20 protein-coding genes are annotated in these 21926 nt (G+C 43.8%); 17 read left to right on the top strand and 3 right to left on the bottom strand.

Annotation, left to right across the window (positions count from 1 at the left end; genetic code table 11):
* The first annotated feature begins 128 nt into the window (after window positions 1-128).
* From Psfp_RS13495 to Psfp_RS13460, 5 genes are all read left to right on the top strand, one after another.
* Complete coding sequence (locus Psfp_RS13495; protein WP_243120645.1) at window positions 129-1676, top strand: IS1634 family transposase; 1548 nt, start codon at window positions 129-131, stop codon at window positions 1674-1676.
* A 449-nt stretch (window positions 1677-2125) separates the two neighbouring features.
* Entirely contained in the window at window positions 2126-2836 is a 711-nt protein-coding gene (locus tag Psfp_RS13485; protein ID WP_134219062.1) for an ABC transporter ATP-binding protein, read from the top strand.
* Window positions 2833-4062, top strand: a complete 1230-nt coding sequence (locus Psfp_RS13480) for an ABC transporter permease (RefSeq protein WP_134219061.1) — start codon at window positions 2833-2835, stop codon at window positions 4060-4062. Before Psfp_RS13485 ends, Psfp_RS13480 begins: the two co-directional genes overlap by 4 nt.
* 560 nt (window positions 4063-4622) lie before the next feature.
* Window positions 4623-4946 carry a cupin domain-containing protein gene (locus Psfp_RS13470; protein WP_134219060.1) on the top strand — a complete coding sequence of 108 codons (324 nt, stop codon included), beginning with the start codon at window positions 4623-4625 and terminating at the stop codon, window positions 4944-4946.
* A 332-nt stretch (window positions 4947-5278) separates the two neighbouring features.
* Window positions 5279-6109 carry an endonuclease VIII gene (locus tag Psfp_RS13460; protein WP_134219058.1) on the top strand — a complete coding sequence of 277 codons (831 nt, stop codon included), beginning with the start codon at window positions 5279-5281 and terminating at the stop codon, window positions 6107-6109.
* Between the two features lie 483 nt (window positions 6110-6592).
* Here the strand turns inward: Psfp_RS13460 and Psfp_RS21745 are convergent, their stop codons facing one another.
* The 3 genes from Psfp_RS21745 to Psfp_RS13450 are packed head-to-tail and all read right to left on the bottom strand — an operon-like array spanning window position 6593 to window position 7363.
* On the bottom strand, window positions 6593-6733 hold the full coding sequence (locus tag Psfp_RS21745) for a hypothetical protein (RefSeq protein ID WP_192895427.1): 141 nt from the start codon (window positions 6731-6733) through the stop codon (window positions 6593-6595).
* Window positions 6730-7086 (bottom strand): type II toxin-antitoxin system RelE/ParE family toxin, encoded by a 357-nt coding sequence (locus tag Psfp_RS13455; RefSeq protein WP_134219057.1) that lies wholly within the window; start codon window positions 7084-7086, stop codon window positions 6730-6732. The genes Psfp_RS21745 and Psfp_RS13455 overlap by 4 nt, the downstream gene beginning before the upstream one ends.
* On the bottom strand, window positions 7079-7363 hold the full coding sequence (locus tag Psfp_RS13450) for a type II toxin-antitoxin system Phd/YefM family antitoxin (protein ID WP_134219056.1): 285 nt from the start codon (window positions 7361-7363) through the stop codon (window positions 7079-7081). Before Psfp_RS13450 ends, Psfp_RS13455 begins: the two co-directional genes overlap by 8 nt.
* Before the next feature lie 95 nt (window positions 7364-7458).
* Between Psfp_RS13450 and Psfp_RS13445 the strand changes: the two genes are divergently transcribed.
* From Psfp_RS13445 to Psfp_RS13395, 12 genes are all read left to right on the top strand, one after another.
* Window positions 7459-7788 carry a hypothetical protein gene (locus Psfp_RS13445; RefSeq protein WP_134219055.1) on the top strand — a complete coding sequence of 110 codons (330 nt, stop codon included), beginning with the start codon at window positions 7459-7461 and terminating at the stop codon, window positions 7786-7788.
* Window positions 7789-7859: 71 nt separating this feature from the next.
* A complete protein-coding gene (locus Psfp_RS13440; RefSeq protein ID WP_134219054.1) occupies window positions 7860-8198 on the top strand; it encodes a hypothetical protein in 339 nt (112 codons plus the stop codon).
* 157 nt (window positions 8199-8355) lie between these two features.
* Complete coding sequence (locus tag Psfp_RS13435; RefSeq protein WP_134219053.1) at window positions 8356-10044, top strand: AarF/UbiB family protein; 1689 nt, start codon at window positions 8356-8358, stop codon at window positions 10042-10044.
* Window positions 10045-10415: 371 nt separating this feature from the next.
* A complete protein-coding gene (locus Psfp_RS22280) occupies window positions 10416-10703 on the top strand; it encodes a hypothetical protein (protein ID WP_243120644.1) in 288 nt (95 codons plus the stop codon).
* Window positions 10700-10864, top strand: coding sequence for a hypothetical protein (locus tag Psfp_RS21740; protein ID WP_192895426.1), 165 nt, complete (start codon window positions 10700-10702; stop codon window positions 10862-10864). Before Psfp_RS22280 ends, Psfp_RS21740 begins: the two co-directional genes overlap by 4 nt.
* 1089 nt (window positions 10865-11953) lie before the next feature.
* On the top strand, window positions 11954-12988 hold the full coding sequence (locus Psfp_RS22275) for a MutS family DNA mismatch repair protein (protein ID WP_243120643.1): 1035 nt from the start codon (window positions 11954-11956) through the stop codon (window positions 12986-12988).
* Between the two features lie 490 nt (window positions 12989-13478).
* Complete coding sequence (locus Psfp_RS13420) at window positions 13479-14702, top strand: MFS transporter (protein ID WP_134219051.1); 1224 nt, start codon at window positions 13479-13481, stop codon at window positions 14700-14702.
* A 125-nt stretch (window positions 14703-14827) separates the two neighbouring features.
* Entirely contained in the window at window positions 14828-15925 is a 1098-nt protein-coding gene (locus Psfp_RS13415) for an NAD(P)-dependent alcohol dehydrogenase (RefSeq protein WP_134219050.1), read from the top strand.
* A gap of 180 nt (window positions 15926-16105) precedes the next feature.
* On the top strand, window positions 16106-18928 hold the full coding sequence (locus Psfp_RS13410) for a molybdopterin cofactor-binding domain-containing protein (RefSeq protein ID WP_134219049.1): 2823 nt from the start codon (window positions 16106-16108) through the stop codon (window positions 18926-18928).
* Window positions 18929-19017: 89 nt separating this feature from the next.
* Window positions 19018-21276: a pyridine nucleotide-disulfide oxidoreductase/dicluster-binding protein gene (locus tag Psfp_RS13405; RefSeq protein WP_134219048.1), complete on the top strand. Its 2259-nt coding sequence runs from the start codon at window positions 19018-19020 to the stop codon at window positions 21274-21276.
* Window positions 21263-21454 (top strand): DVU_1557 family redox protein, encoded by a 192-nt coding sequence (locus Psfp_RS13400; protein ID WP_134219047.1) that lies wholly within the window; start codon window positions 21263-21265, stop codon window positions 21452-21454. Before Psfp_RS13405 ends, Psfp_RS13400 begins: the two co-directional genes overlap by 14 nt.
* Window positions 21455-21471: 17 nt before the next feature.
* Window positions 21472-21873, top strand: coding sequence for a DVU_1555 family C-GCAxxG-C-C protein (locus Psfp_RS13395; RefSeq protein ID WP_134219046.1), 402 nt, complete (start codon window positions 21472-21474; stop codon window positions 21871-21873).
* Window positions 21874-21926: the final 53 nt, after the last annotated feature.

Here is a 21926-nt window from a genome sequence, read left to right as displayed (position 1 = left end):
CTTCTTTAACAAGCTGCTCTTTGAAATCCTGAGGATATCTTTTACGTTTCATCCATACCCCTCCGTTAATATTAGTTTATATTAATAAGGGGGTATGGCTCAAACTCAATTAAGGGGCTTAATAGAACATGGGCCGCATTGAAGACCTGCAGGATGGGGATATAGACCGCCTGATCGCCAGTCTGGCTAAGTTCTCCGAGAAAAAGTGGATCCAGTCTGAGGCTCAAAAATTATTGGTCCACAATGCCAAAGAGTGGGGACTAGAATTCACCTTTCGTCATCTCTGGGACAAGCTTCACCTGGATGCTATTTTGCAGCAGTCTTTCTCCAGCGCCTATACATCTGAACAACTTGCCGAGGCTGTTTATGCCATGGTACTTAATAGAATTAGCGACCCACTCTCCAAGCGCGGCGTGAACCATTGGATCAATGAGGTGTACCGGCCAGCTTTTTCAAACTTGGAGTTGCACCATTTTTACCGCTCCCTCGATCTGCTCGCCGAACACAAGGAAAGCATCGAGCTTGAGCTGTTTAATCGCACTCAAACCTATTTTGACTTAAAGGTGGACATGATTTTCTGGGATACCACCTCAACATATTTTGAGGGAAAAGGGCCTGCTGAACTGGCTCACTACGGTTATTCCAAAGATCACCGTCCGGATCGTCTCCAGGTGATGATTGGGGTTGTGATGACTCAGACGGGTATTCCTATCGCCCATGAGGTATTTCCGGGCAACACCCCTGATTCTGTGACTTTCAAGCTAATTATTGCTGACTTTCGCAAACGGTTTAACCTGGGCCGGGTGGTCTTTGTCGGAGACCGGGGCATGGTTAGTAAAGAAATCTTGTATGAACTGGACCGAAACCACATTGAATATATAGTCGGCATGCGTATGCGCAAAGCCAAAGAAGTCGGCGAGGTACTTAAAACCGGCGTTAAGTACAAGGTTGTGCGGGATAAACTGAGAGTAAAAGAAGTCTGGTGCGATGCCAACCGCTACATTATCTACTACAACCCTCTGCAGGCTGAGTATGACAAAAAAGCCCGTGAGGAAATGGTAGCAAAGCTGGAAAGCCAGATTAAAAGCTATGGGGTCAAGTCACTGGTCGGCAATAGCGGTTACCGCCGCTACCTGGTGCTGGATAAAGATGCAGTCGTCGATATTAACCGGCAGCTTCTGAAAAGAGAAGCCCGCTATGACGGTAAGTATGTACTTCGCACTAATTCCCAGCTTCACACAGCCGAGGCAGCCTTTGCTTACAAGGACCTGTGGCGGGTAGAACGGGCTTTCCGGGAGATTAAATCCAGTCTTGATTTGCGACCGGTTTATCACTGGAAAGACAGCCGGGTACGTGGTCACATTATGGTGTGCTTCTTGGCCTTGGTACTGGAATCAGCCCTGCGAAGAAAGCTTCTTGAGAAAAATATTGAAGTTGAGTACCTTTATTTGCTACGTGATTTGCAACAGCTAAGGGCTGTTGAAATGACCATCGGTGAAGACCGATATTTGTGCCGCACAGAACTGGTTGGCAAAGCTAATGAAGCCTTTCGAGCGCTTGGCATTCGCCCGCCACTGCAGATTGCTAAGTTAGAGAACAAAAGTAAACCTACGAAAGAACGAGAAAAACCGGAATATATTGACCTAACACTCTTTCCTGAAACGGAAGGAGTGTAGTGGTACGTCTGTTAATATTGCCTTCGAAGCCTTGTTATTAGGGGATTTCTAAATTTAAAGTTTCAAACTTGAAGAAGTTAAAGAAAATCAAAGAGCAAGACGTTTCTACGAAAAGAATAAGTTGCAATGCAATAAAGATGAATGCATTTTCGAAATTATGGGAAAACAACTTACTGACATACGGTATATTTTTTCTTTTGACAATTCCGATAAATGAGCAAAATCTGTACAAATTAAGTCACATTCTTTATATTAGCGAATAAAATCAGTGTTGAAGTCCACCGCCCTTATTATATAATTCAACGAATAGCGTAATGAGAAAAATCAAGAAAGTTTTAGAAGTAAAGAAGTTAAATCAAGTGAAAAGCTAAATAAAATTCTTATCTGAGCAAATATCCCATAATCTGCTTAGTTGTAGCTGAAATCTATTTTTAAGGATGTGTTACCGAATGAATGTCTTGGAAGTGGAAATTAAACAGGCAGGTTATACTGAGAAAAAGGAGGCGATTAATAATATTAATTTTTCCATTAAAAGAGGTGAAATGGCGGGTTTGATTGGCCCTAACGGTGCTGGAAAAAGTACCATTATTAAAGCCATTTTAGGTCTCTTACCAGAGATAGCAGGAAAAGTGCAATTTGTAGGTCAAAATAGGAATTTTGCCTATATACCTGAACAGCCAGTTCTTTATGAAGAACTAACTTTATGGGAACATTTGGAGTTGGCAGCAGCAGTCTATGGGATAGAGAGAAATATTTTTCTGGACAAAGGCGAGAAACTATTGAACATATTCCGTTTGCAGGAAGTAAAACATCATTTCCCAGCCACTTTTTCTAAAGGCATGCAGCAAAAGGTCATGATTGTTATAGGTCTAATAATTGAACCAGAGATCTATATCATAGACGAGCCTTTTGTGGGACTGGACCCTCGTGCAATTATGGAGTTTTTGCGATTCTTAAACGAGGAAAGAATACGGGGGGCCGGGATACTTATCTCAACCCACCAATTAGATATAGCTGAAAGGATATGTGATACTATCATTTTGATAGCCGACGGTCAACTAGTAGCCCAGGGAAAACTGGATGAGATTCGGAGAGAATGCCATCTGCCGGGGGCATCTCTTTTTGATTGCTTTAATTTTATTTTGGAGAAGCAATCATGATGTCACCAAAAAAATTATTCTTTAGACGGCTTTCATCGGAATTAAAGTTTCAGTTTAGTGTTTGGAAGACCATCATTGATTGGACCGTGGCTTTATATATCGTGATTCCTGCCATTGCTCTGGGAATTAATCAATATCTGCTCTGGTGGCAAGATCCTCCTTATTGGCTTAATCTACTGCCGGTAGGCTTACTTTTCGCTATCTTTTTTTTCTTTGCCTGGTCAGGGAAGATCAGGATATTTCTCCGGGAAGGGGATCAACTTTTTTTACTATATGAAAAACAATGGCTAAAACAAATTATCAAGTATGGACTTATATACTCTTTTTCCCTGAACTTTCTGTTAAGTATGTTTTTCGTTTTATTTCTGGCTCCTTTTATCCTTCAGCATTATCAGTTTTCTCAAATTCAGTTGATATCCCTTTTCTTTATAACCTTCTTGTCAAAAGTATTTCTGGGGCTGACCAAACAGCTTTTGACATTACGCTTTTATGGTTGGCGGCAATTTGTTGTTGTAAGAGGTTTGATGGTCTTGGGAAGTTTACTTTTCGCAACCTTCGTTCCTAACATCCTCAATGATTCCATAATTTACATGATAACTATCCTGATCTTATTTATTGCTATCGGAATGTTAAGTATAAAAAGGCTTAACTACAAAGGCAGCTTTTTTGTGGATGTTGCGAGGGAGCAGAGTGAAAAATTAAAATATGTAAGTTTTTTACTAGGCTTCTCGGGGGTAAATATTAAAAAGCCTAGGAAGCAAAGAAAACGCCCTTGGCTTTTCTCTCGTTCGAATCTCATCTTTAAAAAGCGTAATGCAGTGAACGGATTGGCTGAGTTATGTATTAAATCAACACTAAGAAATGGTCGGAGTTTATCACAGTACCTTCAATTTGTATTGATTTGTATCTTGTTCATAATGGGTATACCATGCAATTTAAAGTGGCTGATTTGGTTAGTTTTTGCATTTGTTTTTATAAATTTTGTCGGTCTATATTGGAAAGAAAGCTTGGCCTCCGAGTTCATTGAACTATTTTATTGGAATCATGAGGACAAGCATCTTGCTTTACGTAAATTTTTATTCATCATGACACTTCCTGGTTTTCTTTTAATTAGTATTACTGCTGGTTTTCAGGTCTTTTCCTGGCTGGGAGCCTTGTTAATTCTTCCTGTAAGCATTGGTTTAGTTTTTTATCTCTGTAGAATTGTGGCCTTTTATTTAGTATAAATAAAGTATACCTAATAAATCTTGAACTAATGAAGGTGAATTTTTTAACTGTTATAATATCCGTTGTCCCTTATTGCTGTTATAATAGTTGCTCAAACAACCCTCGTCCTGTTCCAGCTTATCAAGCACTATGCTGATAATACTTCCAACCCTTTCATCAGTTATCTCCCTGCTTACCGATTTATTTTTAATGCTGTCGCTTCTATATGTAGTAATAATTTAGAATATTTTTTCCAAGAAAAAAGGACTACCCGTTCCTCATGTGGAAAATATTACTATAGAGATTAGCAACGGGTAAACCATTTTTCTATTATCTTTTCCGGTATTATTCTTCTCATAAGGCTAATTGCCCAATATGTGGAGAACCATGGGAACTAGAAAAGGATAATCAGCTATTTATTGATTATCGTTGTGAATACTGCAGATTAGTTGCAGACAAGGTTTGAGACTGATTAATTTAGGATAAACCTGTAATGGATTAACTTCGATTGCTATAATGCATAATTCAGCTTGAGTATCTTGAAGCAATTTTTAGGAGTAAGGAAGGAGTTAGTATATTGATGTTTAAGGTTAAAAGTGACCAAGGATATATTGCTGTTTTTGACGGGATTAAAAGAAAAACCCTTGTTCATGGTGAACAGACCTTGATGACCGAATTTCTTTTGAAAAAAGGGAAAATCTTACCTAATCACAGCCACCCGCAGGAACAAACAGGCTACTTGGTTTCTGGAAAGACAGTTCTCTTTATTGCAGGTGAGGAATTTGAGGTTAATCCAGGGGACAGTTGGGTTATTCCTGGTGATGCGGAACATTCCGCGAAAATAATTAAAGATTCCGTAGCGGTGGAAGTCTTTGCCCCGGTGCGGGAGGATTATCTTCCGTAATATTGTAAGTGTCTATTAGGCGAAGTTGAAATATTTGCAGTATTCGCGAAGTAAGTGCGGTAAATCGTTCTCCATTTGTAGTATTTACGAGGGACAAGATTATATGACAGAAGTGGTGCAGACAATCGTGCGATACGGCTTTGACACACTCGACCTTGATTTGCTATCCGCCTACTGCTATCCACACAATGTCCGCTCAAAGCGTGTACACTTTAAAAAAGCGGCTTTACCTATGAAGAAACTCTGAAGCTAGCCGAAAAGCCATATAATGGAAACATGTGACAATGAATGCTGGCTACTGTCGCGTCATCATTATCTGGGAGGTCCAATATATGCTCGAAATACCAGAGAGTACGACTATCGCCAGACAGCTGAATGAAACGGTGCGTGGAAAAGCAATCCGCAGGGTCGTCGCCAGTGCCTCACCCCACAAGTTCGCGTTTTATCACGGCGACCCGGCGGATTATGATGCGCTCCTTACCGGGCAGGTAGTCGGAGACAGTTTCGGCATCGGGGCGATGGTGGAAATCGCCGCCGGCAACCGCCGCATCGTCCTCGGTGACGGTGCTAACCTGCGTTATTATGATGATTCGACCAAAGCGCCGTCGAAGCACCAGCTTTTGATTGAGCTTGATGACAGGAGTGTGCTAGCCTGCTCTGTACAGATGTACGGTTCGGTTCTGGCATTTATGGATGGTGAGCATGATAATAAATATTACCTTGTTGCCAAAGAAAAGCCCCAGCCTCTGACCGATGCCTTTGACAGATCGTACTTTGACGCACTGTACATCGGCGTACCGGAAAAACTATCAAGCAAGGCGTTTCTCGCCACTGGGCAGCGCATCCCTGGCCTCGGCAACGGTGTGCTGCAGGATATCCTGTTCTATGCCGGCATCCATCCAAAACGCAAGATGGGAACGCTTTCGGAGAAAGAGCTTGACGGGATGTTCCACGCGGTAAAGGATATACTTGCGGATATGACAAGTCTGTGCGGGCGCGACACCGAAAAGGATTTGTTCGGCAATTCGGGCGGATACAAGACCATTCTCAGTAAAAACACAGTTGGGAAACCCTGCTCCGTCTGCGGCGCGGAAATACAAAAGGCTGCCTACATGGGCGGCGCGGTCTACTGGTGCCCGGTTTGCCAGCCGCTTACAGAATAACGGGAGACATTTCCGGAAAGCCGCGATATTGGAGACAAGACATGAATAAAGAGTCAGAGTGATATCGTCCATTATCAGGCTGCTGGCGGTACATAGCTTTGCGCTGTCGCTGGGGTTGATTCAATGATTTTCATACAAATAAAAGGAAATAGTAACATCAATATATTATCACTGTAATAGCTGTTATCGCCGATGTTGCATTGTGCGCCGCTGTATGGCCTCGGAGCGCCGAGAATGTTAAAAACACCTGTCGAGCCGCACCCAAACTATGGCAGACAGATAATTGCCGCAGAAGGAAGCAATCCCCTTCCGGCCTCATAGCAGCAGACAGAACCAAGCGCTGTTGAAATCCCATAGCATGTTCGTTAAGGTGACTTAGAAGAACAGCACCCGCCGACGCGCAGGCCAGATACCAACGTGCCGCCATGCCCTGTTCCCAAGACTAAATTATATACGAAACGCCCCGAAGCAGACTTAACATGGTCATGCCTCGGGGCATTTAATATTTAGGTGTTTGTAATCCACCTTTATAGAAGCTGCGGGCTTCATTTTTAGGGGACAGTAGTCGATTGCAGCTTCGATGTCAACTGTGTTGCCCTCATTTTTTCTTTCTGTACTCCTCAAGAAGGCTCAACCCTCCCTTCTGGAATCCCGTGACTGTTCGGTAGCGGAAGCTGTTTTTCAAGATCACGCTTTGCGTAGATTACGCGATAAATCTCCGCGAGCTTTTCCTGTTCGTTGACGGTGTAAAAGACGGCGTAGTTTTTGACGGCCATGATGCGATACTCCCGCTCCAAAGGTTTTACCGGCTGATAAACGCGACGGGAATACGGAAAATCCTTCAGGCGGGATATGGATCCGTCCAATGCGTTGAGCAGGTCGAAAGCTGCCTTCGGCGCGGCGAGCGTTTCGGCAATATAATTTACGGCGTCAGCTATATCACGGTTGGCGAGTGGCAGGTACGATAGCTTATACATCCTCCGCCGCCTTCTCCTGAAGCTTGCGCCTCAGGGCTGAAAACACTTCGTTATGCGTAAAGCGCTTGCCGGTGGTCTTGGCTTCCAGCTCCGCCTCCTTCAGTTTGAAGTAGACCTCGCTGTCAAACTGAAGGCGCTCAAAGGCCTCCATGCTCATGACAACCATGTCGCCGTAACCGTTCTTTGTTAAAAAAACAGGCTCGGCGCTTTCATGGACGGTCCTTGATATATCGGCAAAATTGTTGCGAAGGTCGGATACGGGTCTGATATGCGGCATGTTTTTCACCCCTAATATAGTTTAGCTTAATATTATCATAATTATGCTAAGTATGAAATAACTGATCGAAGAAAAAAGAAAGGAACAATGATTTTATGATCACATCAGAACAATCGGTCACCTATGAAAAGAAGATAGGCGAGGTCGTTTACGTCATAAAAAGCGAGAGCCTGCCCGATACCAAGGGTGTTAATATTTCTCCGGTGGTTACTTCCTCCATGCATTACTGGCTGTTGAAGCCTTCTCTTCAAGGCGTGAGGTGGCACGAGTTTCACCGGGTTAAAGAGTGCATCCAAACTGGGGAAATAGTAGGCAGCTATGTGGCCGAAGAGATTAGTAGATGCCTAAAGACCAGCGACCCCAGTGAAGGAAGTGAATATAAATATCGAAAAAGAGAGATAATGGGGGAGACAATGAAGGCTTAGAGCCGGATCTGGTGTTGGCTGACTCAACACATAATGTTATTAAACCTATAAATTAAAAAGGAGTGCGTTTTATGTCAAATTCATTTAAAAAATCAATCAACTTGGGATTGGGGCTTTTGATGTATTCTCGTGAAAAAGTGGAAGAGCTGGTAGAAGAATTGATCGATAAAGGCGAGGTAGCGAAAAAGGATGCCCGTGAGTTTGCGGACGATCTTGTGCGAAGAGGAGAAGAGCAGAAAGAAGAACTGAAAAAGCTGATTCAAGGTGAGGTTATAAAAGCTCTGGATAATGTTAATGTGGCAAGAAAAGAAGATCTTGTTAGAACCGGTGAAATCAGAGAAATTGTTAGAGAGCAAATACAGCAAGCATTCCGTGAACAAGGGTTCATTAAAAATGAGGACGTTAAGTAAAGAGAAAGATGCTTCATAGGACTGAAAAATCGGCAGATTTGGGAAAGGGCACAGAATTAACCGGGTACTTTTTCATGGTAGTAATGTGCCCTTTCCATTCTGCTTTAAGGGCCTTTTATGTTTTTAAAATATTTAAAGATCGCGGGATAGAGCTGATATGATGGATTACAGGCACATTCGTGTCAACAGATATAGGGAGATTATCGCTGTTTTTACAAAGCAAGGTTTCGGGCTGCTGCTGAAGCGGCTTGGTTTCCCCAATCCTCTAAAGAAAAAACCCAGGGTTCTGGATGATGGTATCATACCTGACAATACCGAAGCTTCAACAGGAAAAAGATTGAGGTTAGCCTTGGAAGAACTTGGCCCGGCATTTATTAAGCTGGGTCAAATTTTGAGTATAAGACAGGATATTTTACCGCTTGATATCACGGAAGAACTTAAAAAACTTCAGGATTCGGTGCATCCATTCCCCTTTTCAGAAGTAAAGACGCTTATTGAAACTGAATTTAAAGACAGACTAGAAAACATCTATAAAGAATTTGATGAAGAACCTGTAGCTGCGGCATCTATCTCCCAGGTCCATCGTGCAAAACTGTTCTCGGGAAAACAAGTCGCCGTAAAGGTTCAGAGGCCGGGAATAGAAAAGCTAATAGAGCTGGATTTAGACATTTTACATGATATAGCGCGTTTTGTTGATCACCATACAAAATACGGAGAGTTTTATGATTTCGGCGGCATGGTGGCGGATTTTGAAAACATGATCAAAAATGAATTGGATTTTACTAAAGAGGGAGAAAATGCTGATATCTTCATGTGCAATTTTAGTTGCGACGAAGGTGTCACTGTTCCCAAAGTAAAATGGATCTATACAACAAAGTACGTACTTACAATGGAATATTCTGAAGGTATCAAGATCAGCGATTTAAAAGCCCTGGAGCAGGCCGGCATTGATCGAAGAAAGGTCGCTGAGAAGCTTGCCACGTCCATGTGCAATCAAGTACTCAGAGACGGTTTTTTTCACGCGGATCCGCATCCGGGCAATGTTCAGGTTATGCCGGATGGGACGATCGTATTTCTAGATTTGGGGATGGTAGGTTGCCTCAATGAATCCCGGAAAGGTATGATCTCAAATTTTTTTATAGGGGTTGCCTTCAAAGATAGTCGAATGGTCGTCAGTTCTATCCTTGATATGGAGGCCATGACTGATCGAAGCAATGTGAAAAAATTTGAAAAGGATGTAGACGCAATTATTGAAAAATATCTTATTATGCCTATGAGCGAGATGAAAATTGATGGGCTTCTTCATGAAATCTTTCAAATTGCGTTTTTAAATCATATAAAAATACCCCGTGAATTTGCGTTGTTAGCCAAGTCGCTGGGAACTCTCCAAGGGTTGTTGGAAAAGCTTGCCCCTGATCTTAACCCCCTTGTTATTGCAGAACCCATTGCTAAAAAACTACTCTTTCAGCCATTTTCAGCCAAGAAATTGAGAGCCCAAATAAAAAATAGCTTATTGGATTACGGGAATTTTTTGAACGATTTTACAACTGCTATACGCAACCTATTTCATAAAGCGGCGGATGAAAATTTTACCGTTCAATTTGAGATGAAAAAGATGGATACGTTTCAAAGGCGACTGGAACGGATTTTCAACAGGATATCCTTCAGTGTAATATTACTTGCTGTAAGCATTATTATCGCCGGAGTCCTTATTAGTTCCGGTCTTAGTGCGGACACAAGCAGTGAAATGTATCTTTTCAATATGGCAGTATTAAAAATAAGTTTGGCATTGGCCGTTATGATTGTTTTAGGACTTGTGATTTCAATGATCAGGTCAAGACACTGAAAAATAACAAGGGCCAATGGTAAACTGGAAATTCATAGAGTGCGGGAATATTGCGGAACTGTTTCAGAAACTTGGTGAAATGCATGTCCTTTTAACGGATCAGGAGGTTACTTCCGTCAGGCTGGTGGTGAATCCCGAGAAGATGGTGATCCGGGAAGCCGAAAGGAGCTTTATGTATTTAAACCTGTATGGCTTCAGCACTGACGCCGTGATTGTTAACCGGCTGCTACCCGATGTGGAGCTGGGGCGGTATTTTGAAAAATGGGGGGAACTGCAGCATTCCTACCTGCGGTATATCAAGGCCCAGTTCAGCCCTATACCCGTTTTCACCGTTCCGTTATTCCGCCAGGAAGTCGTAGGTTTTGCGGACCTTGAAAAAAGGCGAGTGTTTCGAAGGAAATCCTCCCGGACAGTTTTTCTACTGCGGACAGTCACAGAAAATCAGTCAAACGGACGAGGGGTATATTTTGGACATGGCCCTGCCGTTTGCACAAAAAGGAGATATCACGCTCTCCCAGCGAGGAGACGAACTGACCGTCAGGGTCGGAGATTACAAGCGCAATATCTTTTTGCCCCGTATACTCCTGGGGCGGGATGCGCTGGGCGCTAAACTGGAGTCGGGTGTGTTGAAAATTAAATTTGGAGGTGTAAACAAATGACAAATAGAGCATGTGATGAATGCCCCGTCAGAGATCTGCAAAAAATCCAGCAGTTACTTGAAAAAAAGGCCCTTGCAAGAATACCGGAAGAAGTTCGCGAACCGCTGCTTGAGGCAAAGAAACAAATGAGGCTGGCGGTGCGGGGTATTATCGGGTACTGAGGGAAGAAAGCCCCGGCGATAAAAAGTGTCTGGCTAAATCGCGGCATATAAAACTGGAATAGATATGCAGAGGACTTTTGTAAGCTTGCTTGTGCGGCGTTTTTTTATGCCGGTCCAGTGGTCATGTTCCCGATCTTTGGAATTTTCAATTTTACCAAAAGCGTTGGCGCTCTTGCGGTAAGCCAATGAAAAAGTTGAAAATAAGGGAATAATTTATTGCCGGTAGGCCTTTTTTTCTCTTTTCTATTTGCTTCATTCAGGGATACTGATTACAATATTTAAAAAGAAAGGATTGGAGATTTGACCGGAATAGAACAGAGATATAAAAAAAGAGAAGACAATTATAATAAGCTGCTTAAGAAACAGGAAAAGGCGGAGCGTTATATTATAAATTTACGACCGGCAGTATTTATCGCGGGAATTGGGGCATCTGTACCGCTGTATATGGTGCAGAGCTACATCCTCTTAACTGCTGTTCTTGTTGCGTTTGGAGCCATGTTTGTTTATTTGGTCGTACGCCATGAAAAGCTTAAAAATAATATGGAATATACAACTTTGCTTCGTGATATCAATACCTATTCGCTTAAAAGGTTAAAAGGTGAATGGAATACATTTGCGGATAGTGGGGAGGATTTTAGGGATAGCGGCCATAGCTATTCGGAAGATCTTGATATTTTCGGTAAAAATTCCTTATTTCAATGGATGAATACGGCAAACACGTTTACGGGAAGACACCAGCTCAGCAGATTGTTTCTGGGTTTGGTAGGAAACAGCAACGATATCCGTGAAAGACAAGAAGCAGTGGACGAATTGGCGGCAACGCTTTCATGGAGGCAAAGGTTTCAAGCGGAAGGAATGTTGACAAAAGGTAAAATGCATGATCCGGAAGAGCTTATACATTGGGCAAGTGAAAGCAGTGGCTTCTTCAGGAATTTTTGGGTGATATCTATATTCAGGATCTGTCCAATTGTTACCGTCATACTGGTTATAGCAGGATTTGTGTTGAATAAAATACCCTGGTACTTGCCGGCGGCCGCGCTGGTTCTTCAGTTTGCGTCCCTTTCCTACAAAATCAGTGAGCGTTACAGGATGTTCAGTATAGCAGAGAAATTTGCTGATGATTTAAAGGTCTATTATAAAATGATGGAACGGTTTGAAAAACATAATTTTAAATCTTCATATATCAAGAAAATAAAAGACGGGATTAAAGATAAAAGAGGGGCAGAGGTCTTTAAACAGGTTGATAAGCTTTCTTCAATAATAGATTCAATCTCAAACAGAAGAAATTTATTTTATATTTTTTTTAACATATTGGCATTATGGGATTTCCAAAATATCATAGCCCTCGAACGCTGGAAACAGAAATCGGGACATCTTCTAAGGAAATGGTTTGACGCGCTGGGGAAAATTGAAGCGCTGGCCAGCCTTTCAGTAATAAGATTTGAAAATCCGGATTGGGTAATACCTGCTATTTGTGAAGGAGACGAAACGGTTTTAGCAGCAAAAAGTATAGGCCATCCGCTGCTGACAGGAAAGAGAATATATAATGACCTTGCAATTGATAGTAAAATAAAGGTTTTACTGATTACCGGTTCCAATATGTCCGGGAAAAGTACTCTTTTACGGACAGCGGGTATTAACCTGGTTCTTGCCTATGCCGGGGCGCCGGTATGCGCAAGGTGTTTTCAAGCTTCACTTATGGAAATAAATACCTGCATGAGAGTCGCCGATAATCTTGGAGAGAACATGTCTTCTTTTTATGCGGAAATCTTGAGGATAAAAAAAATCGTAACGGAAGCTGATACCGGAAGAAGAGTTTTTTTCTTGTTAGATGAGATTTTTAAAGGCACCAATTCGTTGGATCGTCATACCGGCGCAAAAGTGCTCATTAACAAGTTATGCCTCACCAACTCCATCGGTCTGGTTTCAACGCATGATCTTGAACTTTGTGAACTTGAACGGGAAAATGGCAACATAGCAAACTATCACTTCCAGGAGTATTATAAAGACGAAATGATTTATTTCGATTATAAATTACGTCCAGGTCCATCTACTACTCGGAACGCTCGTTACCTTATGCAGCTAGCGGGAATTGATGTGGAAAGTAGTGGAGAATGCGAATGAAACTTGTTTCATGGAATGTCAACGGTTTACGAGCATGTATGAATAAAGGGTTTGACGAGGTCATGGGCAGCGATCATTGCCCTGTCGGACTGGGAATTTCAATATGACCTTTTTGAAATTAATTTTTTGTACCACTTGAAGTCAAAACCTCCTTTTGCTTCATAATGCGGTTGGCAAACCTGCATCATGCAAGCAAAAGGAGGTTTTCTTATAAAAAAGAAAAAGGCCGGTTGTTTTTGGACGTATGTATACCAAAAATAATAAAAGGACAACTCTTTCATCAATTCCCGGCTTACCGTTGTGACGAAATTTTATATATTCTGTCTAATTCGGGCGAAATAGAAACGGATCTTCGTCCAGTCTGGCCGTAGTTTAGTTGACTGAAAATTATTTATAATATAGACACTTCCTCCAGCCGGCGGAGGATACACACGGGCTCTCCGGAGAGCAGAAAGCATTTCATATTTTAGTTTTTAGGAGGTGTCCAGAAATGTCAGTAGATTCACCCACCGTTAAATACCGGGAAGCAGACTCCCCCGGCGTCAAATACCAGAATTACTTGTTGGTCACGGTTGTCATTATGTTAACGGGCGCTGCAGTTGCCCTGAATCAGTTTAAAGTTCCAACCTTGATGACGAATCTGTCGGATATATTCTCAATGCCTATGAGTAAAACGGCCTGGACGATGTCCATCTTTACTGTCGCGGGTATTTTTCTTGCTTTACCTACGGGTGGTCTTGCCCAGAAATTTGACCCTAAAAAGCTTCTTATTGCCGCGGCATTGTTCGTTGGGGTAGGGGCGTTACTGGGTTCCTTTGCAACTAGCGGCAACATGCTTATTTTTTCGCGGGGAGTCGAAGGCGTCGGACAAGTTTTCTTTGCCATTGCGGGGCCGCTTGCTGTGGCAAGGTATGTTGAGCCGGCAAAAATCGGATCAGCCATGGGAATTTGGGCAACCTGGCTGCCAATTGGACAAATCGTGGCCTTTAACTTATCTCCTGTATTATTCGGCTCAATCGGTTGGAGCGGAGTCTGGTTGGTATTCGGGGTTGTCGCATTTATTATGGCTTTAGCGGTTGGTTTTTTAGTTAAAGGCCCTGAAGACTCATCTTCCTCAATAAGCGCGGGCGAATCTCCTGTAATCCGGGAAGCAAATGCCAAAACATCTGAAGCTTTTACCAATAAGAATCTATGGTATCTCTATTTCTCCTGGGTTTTGTTCAATGTGGTGCTTTTCGCAGTGCTCACATATACCCCAACTTTCTTAAAAGAGAGCGGAATGGACGTATCTAAAGCGGCATTTGTCACAAGTCTTCCTATGATTTTGGGCATTTTCGCCTCGATGATTTTGGGGAATATCTCGGATCGGATTAACTCGAAAAAGAAGTTATATGTCTTTACTTCAGTGGTTATAGGTCTGGGCGCCGCGTTAATGTTTACTTCTACCGGAACGCTGCTTTATTTGGGTGTTTTCCTCTGCGGTTTGTCAATGGGCGCTCCTGGACTGGCGATGGCTGCTGTGCCGGAAATTGCAAAGAAGCCGGAATTATTCAGTGTTAGTATGGCCCTAATGATTCTCTGGCAAAATGTGGGGATAGTTGTTGGTTCTTCCTCGTTGATACTAATGATGGGTAGTTGGACTGTTGTAGGTATGGTTTTAATTCCTGCAGCGCTTATTGGCGCAGGTTTGGCGGCAGCCGCTAAATTTAAATAAGATGGGTTAAACTGTATAATTTCCTGAATATGCGTCAGCGGGACATAGCTGCCATGTATGCGGGGTGGTTATATCTGTAAAAGCCCGGGGTAAAACAAATTAACGAATTGGAGGAAATATGTATTATGAAAATTAAAGCTGCTGTAACACATTACCAGGGACAAGAATTTGTGTTCGAAGAGGTGGAGCTTGCCGAACCGAAAGAAAGTGAAATTCTTGTAAAGATGGTTGCTTGCGGCATATGTCATACAGATGCTGTTGCCAGAGACCAGGGACTACCTGTTCCGCTGCCTGCGGTGTTTGGCCATGAAGGCGCTGGAATTGTTGAAAAAGTTGGTTCCGCAGTGCAAAGCTTTAAGCCGGGAGATCATGTCGTACTCTCCTTCTTCTCTTGCGGAAAGTGTGAAGCATGCTTATCGGGTTACCCCTATATTTGTGACCAGTATGATCAGGTTAATTTTACCGGTGTATATAAGGATAATACCAAGCGTTTATCACAAAACGGAGAGAAAATCTCGACATTCTTCGGGCAGTCCAGCTTTGCCACGTATGCGGTTAGCGATGAAAGAAATGCGGTCAAAATTGATGATGACGTTGACCTGGCTTTAATGGGTCCGCTGGGGTGTGGCATACAGACAGGGGCCGGGGCTGTATTCAATAAGCTTCGTCCAAAAGCGAATAGTTCCCTGGTGGTCTTTGGTTGCGGATGTGTTGGGTTATGCGCTGTTATGGCGGCTAAAGTTGCCGGTTGCGGTCAGATAATTGGGGTGGACGCAGTACCGTCAAGACTTGAGCTTGCCAAAGAACTCGGGGCAACCCATGTTATAAATGGTAAGGAAGTTAATGATATTGTTGCGGAAATTATGAAAATCACCGGTAAAGGCGCAGACTACAGCATTGAAACGACAGCCGTGCCGGCGCTTACCAGCCAGGCGCTTTATTGCCTGAAATTATTGGGCACCTGCGTTACGGTGGCTTCAACCGGAGAAGAGGAAATACCTATTAAACTTCAATATGCTCTCATGGGCGTAGGTAAAACCCTGGTGGGGTGTGTAGAAGGGGAATCAATCCCGCAGGTGTTTATCCCACAGCTTGTCCGCTTATACAAAGAAGGTAAATTCCCAATTGATAAACTGGTTAAATTCTATAGCTTTGAGGATATCAATAAAGCATTCGAAGATTCCCATAATGGAGTTGCGATTAAACCGATTATTAAGTTCTAGAATTTATTAGAATTCAACAAAATTGTTGTTTTGTGGCGGGAGTGATGGTTCTAACCGTCACTCCCTGCTTATAACCGATTGCCCCGGCGGCACAGGCTGTAGCTCATCGCTGCCGTGAGCAGGATGATTCCATTGGTCATGCTGCGTTTGTCAATTAGAAATAAAAGGAGAATAAATACAATGGTTTTAAGAAAGATGTTTTTAATCATTAACGGAGTAGAGCGTATGGTTATCTGCGACCCGGAAAAGGATACACTGGCAGGGGTCTTGAGGCGATTAGGACTGACGGGAACAAAAGTGGGCTGCGGCGTGGGACAGTGCGGCGCCTGTTCAGTGATACTGAATGGAAAGGTTGTTCGTTCTTGTGTGCGTAAAATTAAGAGTATTCCCGAGTACAGTCAAATAGAAACGATTGAAGGAATAGGCACGGCCACAAATCTCCATCCGCTTCAACAGGCATGGATTACCTACGGCGGCGTTCAGTGCGGTTTTTGTTCTCCCGGATTTATTGTATCTGCGAAAGCATTGTTGGCTGAAAACGTGAATCCGACCAGAGATGAAGTGCGGGCATGGTTTCAGAAACACCGCAATGTATGCCGTTGTACGGGTTACAAGCCCATTGTAGATGCGGTTATAGCGGCGGCAAAGGTTATGCGTGGTGACGCTACCATGGAGGACATAACCTTCAAATTGGAAAAAGACGGCGTATACGGAACGGCATTGCCCAGACCTGCCGCTTTGGCCAAGGTAACCGGCCTTTGTGATTACGGCGACGATATAAAGTACAAAATGCCCGAGGGTACATTGCATTTGGCTATTGTGCAGCCTAAGATTACCTCTCATGCAAAGATTTTAAATATTGACACTGCGCCTGCCGAAGCAATGCCCGGTGTTGTAAAAGTGGTAACAGCAAAAGATGTAAAGGGCACCAATAAAATTACAATACCTATTGCCCACGCCCGCTCTAAGATGGATGGATGTGAACGCCCCATTATTGCGGACAAGAAAATATTCAGATATGGCGATGTGGTTGCCGTTGTAATCGCAGATACCGAGACGAATGCCCGCGCTGCCGCAAAAGCGGTAAAAATAGAGGTTGAACCCCTGCCGGAGTACTTGAGCTTATTGGATGCGGTCGCGCCGGATGCGGTTCGGATTCACGAGGGGTCTACAAACACCTATGTTTTGCAGCCGGTGTTAAAGGGTGAAGAAGCAAGAAATGTCATTGATAAATCTTATTGTTCCATTGAAGGCAGTTTCCATTCCTCCAGAGAACCGCATCTGTCTGTTGAAGGTGATACAATACAGGGCTATTGGGATGAAAACGGCAATTTGACCATCCACTGCAAATCGCAGTCCATTGAATGGAACAGACCGCAAATGGCGGAAGGTATCGGGATGCCCATGGATAAAATCAGAATCATAGAAAACCCAACAGGCGCAAGCTTTGGGTGGGCAACATCACCGGGTAGCTACGCCTTGATGGCCGCTTGTTTGATGGTGGTGGACAAGCCCCTGACACTAACTATGTCTTATGAGGAATTTATGCATTACAGCGGGAAACGGACTCCGTCCTATTGTAATGGTAAATTGGCGTGTGATGAAAATGGAAAACTGACCGCAATGGAATTTGACATGGCCATTGACCACGGTGCGTATACAGAAGTGGCGGACCACTTGACAGAGAAGGTTTCGCGTTTTATCGGTTGGCCTTACAGCATCCCAAACGTTACCGGACTGACAAGAATAGTGAGCACCAATCACTCTTTCGGCACTTCTTACAGAGGTTTCGGTTCTGTGCAGGCGTATACTACCGGTGAAGCAATGATGGATATGCTGGCTGAAAAAATGGGGATTGACCCCTTTGAATTCAGATATTTAAATATCGCACGTAAGGGTCAGACAAACATTAACAGCTATCCGTTTAAGGAATACCCGATGGCAGAACTGATGGACAAAATGCGTCCCCTCTACCAGGCAGCGCTGGCAAAAGCAAAGGCAGAAAGCACATCTGAAATTAAGCGGGGAGTGGGTGTTAGCTGCGGCGGTTTCAATGTGACACTTGGCGCTTTTGATCATGCCGAAGTTGAACTTGAACTTAATCCTGACGGCACGGTAACCCATTTTAACACCTGGGAAGACCAGGGGCAGGGCGGCGATATCGGTACGCTGGTTCTTACGCATGAAGCCTTGAAACCGTTGAGACTGAAAGTTGACCAGATAAAACTGTGCATGAATGACAGCTATATTTGCCCCATGACAGGTATTGCGGCAGGAAGCCGATCACATTTTATGGCGGGGAATGCCACCATAGACGCGGCGAATAAATTAATGAACGCCATGCGCAAGGAAGACGGAACCTATAGAACCTACGCTGAAATGGTGGCGGACGGCATCCCGACGAAATACCTGGGCGTGTATGACACCACCGGTACCTGTTCACCGTTGGACCCCAATACAGGTGTGGGCGACCCTACCCAGGCGTATATGTATGGCGTATTTATGGCGGAAGTTGCAGTGGAAGTCGCCACGGGCAAAACAGCCTGTTTAGGTGTTACCGCAGTTAGCGATGTGGGTAAATTGGGAAGCGTTCAAGCAGTGGAGGGTCAGGCTTACGGTGGAATTGCGCATAGCATAGGATTTGCGCTGCAGGAAGATTATGATGATTTGAAAAAACACGGTACAATGGCAGGCGCCGGTATCGCGTATTGTCAGGATATTCCGGATAAAATTGATCTCGTGTTTGTGGAGAACTATAGAAAAGTAGGACCTTTTGGTTCCTCGGGCTGTTCGGAGCTCTTCCAGTCCAGCGGACATATGGCAATAATTAACGCAATCAATAATGCTGCAGGTGTGAGAATATACGAGTTGCCGGCAAAACCGGAAAAAGTTAAGGCTGCTTTGGATGCTAAAGCGGGAGGTAAGGAACTGAAACCCAAAAAATATTATCTTGGTTCCGACCTGTATGATGAATTAGACGACATGAAAGCAAATCCCGTCTAAAAAAGCTTTGAAGAGGGATGTGATGAGGACGCATGGAAAATGCGTCTGCAATTGCCTAAAGTGGGATAATGTGATTGAGGTGCGCCGTAATGGAAATCGATGATTTTAAAAGATATACGGACGGGTGTTTTCGCGGAACGTTTCCGCCCTGTATGTGCGAATGTCCGCTTGGGGTGGACATTCGCTCCTTTATCGACAAGGTGCAAAAGGGTAATTTTACCACCGCTTATCGTTTATATCGGAATCAGGTATTGTTTCCGCGTATAGTAAGTATGATTTGCAATCAACCATGTAAAGCAATTTGTATACGAAAAGCGATTGATGCGCCGGTTGACATGCAATATATTGAACGGGCCTGTGTGGAATTCTCACGTGACAAAGAACCGATTGATTATAATGTACCCAAAAAAAATCACAGCATTGCCGTCATCGGCGCCGGGCTGAGCGGTATGGCCTGCGCCCTGAAATTGGCAAGCAGACGGTATGATGTAACCGTATACGAAAGACGGGATGCTCCCGGAGGCATGCTGTCCGGGCTGTTGCCCAAAGATGTGTATCTTTCGGAATTTGAACATGAATTTAAATATGTTTCGTATAACCTGGTATTATCAAAAGAAATTGCTGATGTTTCAGAGCTGCAAGCGGATGTGGTATATGTGGCAACCGGTGTTGGCGGAAATGACTTTGGTTTGCGGAAAGAAATGAACCAAAACTCGCTGGGAACCAAGAAGGAAGGAGTGTTTTTGGGGGGGAGCTTGATTGGCGCGACACCGGTAGAAGCCATTGAGCATGGAGCCCGTGTGTCTCAATCTATTGAAAAATATGTAAAAGTCGGGCTTATGGATGGGGTTCCCGAGACATACGAGAAGCACACTGTAAATGAAAATTACTTCAGACTATCGGTGACACCTGATTTCCCTAAAGAAAGTACGCAGGGTGAACCCGACAGGGATAAAGTCATTGCCGAAGCAAAACGATGCTTGAAGTGCGATTGCGCCAGGTGCAGGGACGGCTGCGATTTAATGCAGAGTTTCAACAAATACCCGCAGCGAATCACGGTGGATGTAGTTGCGACCCTGCATCCCATTGAGCAGTTGACCAAAAGGGTGGCGAGCAGGCTTTTAAACACATGCAATCAATGCGGGCTGTGTAAAGAAATGTGCCCGGAGGATGTAGACATGGAGGATTGCTTGCTGCAGGCAAGGCGTTATCTATTTAAAGACGGAGTATTACCGGCGGCATTTCACGATTTTTGGCTGCGCGACATGGAATTTGCCAATTCGGAACAGGCCTATACACTGGTGCAACCGGGGAAGAATAGCCGTTATCTGTTCTTCCCCGGTTGCCAACTCGGAGCATCGGATCCAAATTATGTTCTGAATGCATATGCCTTCCTGAAAAAAATATGCGATAATACTTCTCTGTTGGCAGGGTGTTGCGGTGTGCCTGCCGACTGGGCGGGAGACGAGATGCTGCGGGATAAGGTGCAGAACAATATACTTCATGAATGGCACAACCTGGGTGAGCCTGTCATGATTATGGCATGTCCAACGTGTTTAAAAACCTTTGCCCGCTATTTACCTCAAATTGAAACGGTGTCTTTGTATGATATCATGGTAAAACACGCCTTGCCGCAGTGGAAAGGGAAGGGAGGGGGGAACACCGTATCGGTATATGACCCCTGTTCCAGCAGATATGACAGTGTCATGCAAAGGAGTATACGCAAACTGCTTCATTGGGTGGGCTATGAGATTGAAGAATTGTCCTGTCACGGGAAAGAGGCACAATGCTGTAGTTTCGGGGGGCATATTCATGCGGCAAACCCTGGACAAGTCAGGAAAATCACAGCCAAGCGCATAATGGAAAATGATAACTTGTATGTGACCTACTGCTCAAACTGCCGCGACACGTTTGCGGCGGCTGGAAAAGAGTGCAGCCATATACTGGATATTGTCTTTGGGACAGGCTCCCCGGGACATTGCGCGCCTGATTTATCTCAACGAAGGCGAAACAGGGTGGAATTAAAAAATAAGCTATTGCCCAAGGCAGTTAAGGAGGGCGGGAAAGTCATTAAGGAGGAGATTATCTCCCTGAATATTTCACCTGGATTGAAAAAAAAGATGAACGAACATTTGATACTGGAAGAGGATATTTATGCTGTGATAGAGCATTGTGAAAAAACTGGTAATAAATTGATAAATAGAGATACAGGGGAGTTTACCGGACATTTATGCCAGGGGGCGGTAACGTTTTGGGTAACATATACAGAGGAGGAAACCGGCTACATGTTGAAAAATGTATACTCCCACCGGATGAAAATCAAGGAGAACGGCAATGAAAGAAGCTGAGCTGGTTTGTGCGAAATGCAATGTGCCCCTGGCGCCGGCAAAGACCACTTTTGTGTATTTGAAACATGAATTTTACGCTGATTTACCCAGATGCCCTGTTTGCGGGCAGGTGTTTGTATCCGAGGAGCTTACCACAGGTAAAATGGCGGAAGTTGAAACTCAATTAGAAGACAAATAAAGCTGAGGAGCTTTAATATGACGGATCAAATGAGAATAGAAGAGCTTGCGGCTAAGGGCCTTTGCTGTACGCAGATTATGGTTCAAATAGCGCTTGAAAAACTGGGAAGAGAAAATGAAGAGATGGTTTCAGCGGTATCAGGTTTGTGTCGGGGGATGTTTTCGGGTAAAACTTGCGGCGTTTTAACGGGCGCGGCTATGGCATTGTCTCTATTCGATAAAAATAAGGCTGCAAAATACATGATACCTGATTTGGTTGATTGGTTTGAATGTGAAATTGGGGAACAGTACGGCGGTATTGCCTGCAGCAATATTCTGGGCGACAATCCATTGTATAAGGCGGCGCGGTGCCGGGAATTAATGATTGCAACGCAAGGAAAGGTAAGGGAGATTCTTAACAATTTCTGTTTTGAAACATAAAAAAACCTTGCCCGGGTTGATGCAAAATGATTAAAACCCAACAGGGTGTCTAT

This window comes from Pelotomaculum sp. FP (assembly GCF_004369245.1).
Taxonomy (GTDB): domain Bacteria; phylum Bacillota; class Desulfotomaculia; order Desulfotomaculales; family Pelotomaculaceae; genus Pelotomaculum_C; species Pelotomaculum_C schinkii.
This window is presented reverse-complemented; position numbering and strand designations above follow the sequence as displayed.